This is a genomic window from Microcystis sp. LE19-131.1A (genome assembly GCF_027532015.1).
Lineage (GTDB): Bacteria > Cyanobacteriota > Cyanobacteriia > Cyanobacteriales > Microcystaceae > Microcystis > Microcystis ichthyoblabe_A.
Genome location: NZ_JAPZSS010000020.1, coordinates 1 through 3,761, shown reverse-complemented (window position 1 = coordinate 3,761; position 3,761 = coordinate 1). Strand labels below are relative to the sequence as shown.

Sequence of the window (3,761 nt, the reverse complement as noted above, 5' to 3'; positions counted from 1 at the left end):
TCTGCCGTACCAACGGCATTTATAGGCTAATTGTCGAGTGATTTCTCCCCAGCTTACATCAGATATTGCCTGAGATAACTTGGGGTTTTTTACCATATTCTTGACGGCTAAATTCTCAACCACAATCGTTTGGTTTTCACGAACTAATTGAGTGGTTAGCTTATGTAAATGGTCTTTTCTGCTATCGGTGATTCGAGCCTGAATCTTAGCTACTTTGATTCTTGCTTTTTCCCGATTTTTTGACCCTTTCTGTGTTCGAGAATGAACAATTACCGTCGCCTCATAAACAAATTGTAGACAACGCCAATCAGCACCAAAACCAAAAGCAGGTGGATTAAGCTGCCGCCAATGTTAATGGAGAATCCTAACAACCAGAGGATGAAAAGTATAACAACGGCAGTCCAAACTAGATCAAACATATTTCCCTCCTTGATTTAGAGAAAAGTAATGAAAATTCAGTCATCGATCCTTAATTGAGTATATCTTGAACCGTATCTTTTACGTCTTCTACTGCATTGCGAACTTGGCTTTCGACTTGTTTAGCTTTTCCAGCAACTTGATCTTGGCGGTTGCCAGTAGCTTTACCTATCGCTTCTTGAGCTTTGCCTTCAATGTTCTTTGTGACTGCTTTTGCCCGCCCTTTTAACTTCATCTGGTCTTTTATATCTTCTGCTGCGTTACGAGCCTGACTTTCGACTTGCTTGGCTTTTCCCATCATCTGATCTTTGGGATCGCCTGTCATGTTGCCAATCGCTTCTTGAGCTTTGCCTTCAATATTTTTCGTAACTGCCTTGGCTCGATTCATGCTTGCGATTTGAGTCTGCGATTGGGTGGGTAAAGTTGCAGCCCAACTATTTGTAGTTCCAAAATCAAAAGCTATAGTAATTGCCAGCATTATAGTTAAAATAATGGTGACAAAAAAGCGACGAATCTGTTGAAGTGACATCATTTTAACTCCCAAAAAGAATTTGATGAATCGATGATACATGGATGATGAACAACTACTGTCTAGACCCTTTCGAGAAAGATTTTTCTAGTCTTTGACGGCGTAAGTTTACCGAGGGAGAGATCTTCGACTTCTTTGAGAAGCTAGATATCTGGTAATATTGGGTTTATTTACGCCGCCTTGTCCTAGTGTTTCACCTGTCTCGAAAGAAGCCATTTTTTGAGGAAGAGTTCCGATGAAATCTGGGTTTCAATCATTTGTCTGAATGGCGGTTGCCGTGACAAATGACCTACTAATCAATAATTTTTTTGACTTCATCTTTCACATCTTCGATAGTGTGACGAACTTTTGCCTCTGCCTGTTTTTCCTTGCCCTCTGCTTGAGCTTTGGGATCGCCAGTCAGATCTCCTACTGCTTCTTGAACTTTACCTTCGATATTTTTGGCGGTTGCCTCGGTTCTATCTTTTAAGCTCATGATGCTCTCCTTATTGAATTTTTTGGATTTGAGAACTGCTTACCTAAGTTGAGCTAACAATTCTGCTTCTGGTATTACTGTAACGGGTGGTTGTTTGATTTACTGTATGAATTGATTGAGTCTGTATGAATTGCTTGAATACGACACAAAATGTAACGATACCGTTTCTGCAAGCATAGAAATTACGCATTGACAAAAAGGCTTAAATGTGGGTGGTCTAATTTTGTTAGTCTTAGATACAATTTCTCTCTCGACTCTTGACAAAACCCTCTCCGATTTGATTTCCTGACACAAGGGCATCTCTTATAACAGAACAACTGATGAGAAACATTACGAAGCCAACAACTGCTCAATGTAATCTGGCTATTTACACCCTATTTTTGCTCTGGGAACCTAAATATATAAGCTGTGTTCGTTTGGCTCAAATTCTGGGCAATTTATCTCATGACAGTGTCAATCGTTTCTTGTGGCGAGAGAACTATACACCCAAGGATTTGTTTGATGAAGTGGCTCCTCAAATCGAACTTGAAGGAGGAACAATCAGTACAGACGACATGGTAATTGACAAGCCTTATAGTCACCCAGCTAAAGCTGAGTTAATCGATTACTTTTACTGGTGGTAAACACAAAAAAGTAGTCAAAGGTATTAACGCAGTTACCTGATATTATACCGATTGTAAAGGAAGGTCAGTTCCCGTTAATTATCGAATCGTTAATAAACAGGAGGGTCAGACAAAACATGAATATTTCTTAGAAATGTTGGACGAAGTAAAAGCTTGGGGATTGAAACCAGAGACAGTCACAGGAGATAGTTGGTATGCTGCCAAAGAAACCATGAATACCCTTAAAGACAAGGGCTTTCGGGGTTTGTTTGCTCCTCATGTGAATCGGTTAGTCTCGGTTGAACTAGGAACTAAATAGGGTTAGCGGCAAAAAGTTTGTTGGTGGGGTTAGGAGTCGGTCGCCGGTCGTCAGTAGCCGGTCATTTCAGGCTTTGTTGCCCTCTTTTTTGTACCAGTTTATGTACTAAAAAAAAGGATAATGCAAGATTTTTGAAGGTCTTAATCCTATTTTCGCAGCATGAACATCGGATTTTAACAGGTCAAAAGCCTTATTTTAAAAGGGTTTTACCATTATTCAGCAAACCCCAGTTAGAATTTCTCCGATTTAAAGCGGAAATTGTTAATTGGTATTCCTGACAAAGGGAGTTATTTACTGAGGTCATCCGCTCTTTTATTGTCAATAATTTAGCATCCAACTTCCTTGACCTCAATAACTTGGAAGCCATAGTCTGAAGTTCAAAGGCATACTACGGAAATTCTGTCAATGCGTAAGTCCTAAAGCAATGATTAGACAAGGGGCTTAAGCCCCTTGTCTTCAAGGTTAGTTACAGTTGCTATCTTCTGTTTACTTCTTTTTAGCTGGAGCTGCTGGCGCAACTTGGGAGCATCTCATTTATTCAAGCCCTAATTATGCTTGTCGCTAAAACTTGCTTCTGGTAAGGCTTTCAAAATAGCTTGACATAAAACTTAATTTAGGAGTTACAAAGGTGAGATGCTCCCCGCAACTTTTGCGGCGTTGTCAGATTAGAATATGAAAGATGCAATGCAATCCTTGCTATCAAAGTAATTTCAGTTCCAAGCTGATTCGGAGCATCTTTCAATTTGACAACGCCACTTTTGCTGTAACTTTGACACTATTGACACCCTTGATTTGTTTTGCCAAGGGGTCAATTTTGTCGAGTTGCTCTTGAGTTTCTACGGTTCCAGAGACGACTACCGCTCCATCTTTAGCAGAAACTGTAAGTTGCCCTTTCGGGATGTTGGCTTCTAGCTTAGAGCGAACTTCACTGGAAAGGTCACTGTTGGCGCGATCCGCATCTCCTCCAGTTAGATTGTTGCGTTGCTCACGAGCGCGAATATCAGAATTGAGTTGATTTCGGCGCACTTGACTAGACGCATCGCTTTGGTTCTTTTGGACTGTTTTAGTATCAGGAACTTGCCCCGTTTCCTCTGTGGAAGAAGGGGCGTTGGTGCTAGTTTTAGCGTTGTTCCCACAAGCCACAGTTCCAATCAGTAGAAGGCTGCTGAGGATTAAAGTTGTGATCTTTTTCATGATGCAAATCCTTTAATAATTTCCGATTTTACAAACGAGAAGCAGGAGGATCGACATAGCCTTCAATTGCTAGGGCATTGTAAATTTCGGCTCTTCGTTACCCTTTATGCTAAATCAACATACAAGATGCCAAGATAACATACTTCTAACCCAAAAATTCCGAAAGTTTCTAAAGCCATAGCCTCTCCGTTTTATTAGTTTAAGTTTATTGTTGATTCCCTCGAC

At 40.5% G+C, this 3,761-nt stretch carries 7 protein-coding genes and 1 pseudogene; 2 read left to right on the top strand and 6 right to left on the bottom strand.

Annotated features, from left to right (window positions below):
* The 4 genes and pseudogenes from O9323_RS01940 to O9323_RS01925 form a co-directional block, all read right to left on the bottom strand.
* A pseudogene (locus O9323_RS01940) lies at positions 1-261 on the bottom strand (RNA-guided endonuclease TnpB family protein); the annotation flags it as partial.
* Positions 262-269: 8 nt separating this feature from the next.
* Entirely contained in the window at positions 270-419 is a 150-nt protein-coding gene (locus tag O9323_RS01935; RefSeq protein ID WP_016515029.1) for a lmo0937 family membrane protein, read from the bottom strand.
* Positions 420-469: 50 nt separating this feature from the next.
* Positions 470-946 carry a CsbD family protein gene (locus O9323_RS01930; RefSeq protein WP_002803199.1) on the bottom strand — a complete coding sequence of 159 codons (477 nt, stop codon included), beginning with the start codon at positions 944-946 and terminating at the stop codon, positions 470-472.
* A 292-nt stretch (positions 947-1,238) separates the two neighbouring features.
* On the bottom strand, positions 1,239-1,421 hold the full coding sequence (locus O9323_RS01925) for a CsbD family protein (protein ID WP_002752242.1): 183 nt from the start codon (positions 1,419-1,421) through the stop codon (positions 1,239-1,241).
* Between the two features lie 320 nt (positions 1,422-1,741).
* Between O9323_RS01925 and O9323_RS01920 the strand changes: the two genes are divergently transcribed.
* Positions 1,742-2,044: a hypothetical protein gene (locus O9323_RS01920; RefSeq protein ID WP_002752243.1), complete on the top strand. Its 303-nt coding sequence runs from the start codon at positions 1,742-1,744 to the stop codon at positions 2,042-2,044.
* 133 nt (positions 2,045-2,177) lie between these two features.
* A complete protein-coding gene (locus O9323_RS01915; protein ID WP_002752244.1) occupies positions 2,178-2,342 on the top strand; it encodes a hypothetical protein in 165 nt (54 codons plus the stop codon).
* 738 nt (positions 2,343-3,080) lie between these two features.
* Here O9323_RS01915 and O9323_RS01910 read toward each other — a convergent pair.
* Both O9323_RS01910 and O9323_RS01905 read right to left on the bottom strand, forming a co-directional pair.
* Positions 3,081-3,536, bottom strand: a complete 456-nt coding sequence (locus tag O9323_RS01910; protein ID WP_002777200.1) for a BON domain-containing protein — start codon at positions 3,534-3,536, stop codon at positions 3,081-3,083.
* A gap of 114 nt (positions 3,537-3,650) precedes the next feature.
* Positions 3,651-3,761: transposase (locus O9323_RS01905; RefSeq protein WP_071784045.1), on the bottom strand; the 111-nt coding region annotated here is incomplete at its 5' end.

Excerpts from the sequence above, each read along its gene's own strand:
- O9323_RS01915 (WP_002752244.1), top strand. The coding sequence starts at position 2,178 with ATGTTGGACGAAGTAAAAGCTTGGGGATTGAAACCAGAGACAGTCACA.
- O9323_RS01930 (WP_002803199.1), bottom strand. The coding sequence starts at position 946 with ATGTCACTTCAACAGATTCGTCGCTTTTTTGTCACCATTATTTTAACT.
- O9323_RS01935 (WP_016515029.1), bottom strand. The coding sequence starts at position 419 with ATGTTTGATCTAGTTTGGACTGCCGTTGTTATACTTTTCATCCTCTGG.
- O9323_RS01910 (WP_002777200.1), bottom strand. The coding sequence starts at position 3,536 with ATGAAAAAGATCACAACTTTAATCCTCAGCAGCCTTCTACTGATTGGA.
- O9323_RS01925 (WP_002752242.1), bottom strand. The coding sequence starts at position 1,421 with ATGAGCTTAAAAGATAGAACCGAGGCAACCGCCAAAAATATCGAAGGT.
- O9323_RS01920 (WP_002752243.1), top strand. The coding sequence starts at position 1,742 with ATGAGAAACATTACGAAGCCAACAACTGCTCAATGTAATCTGGCTATT.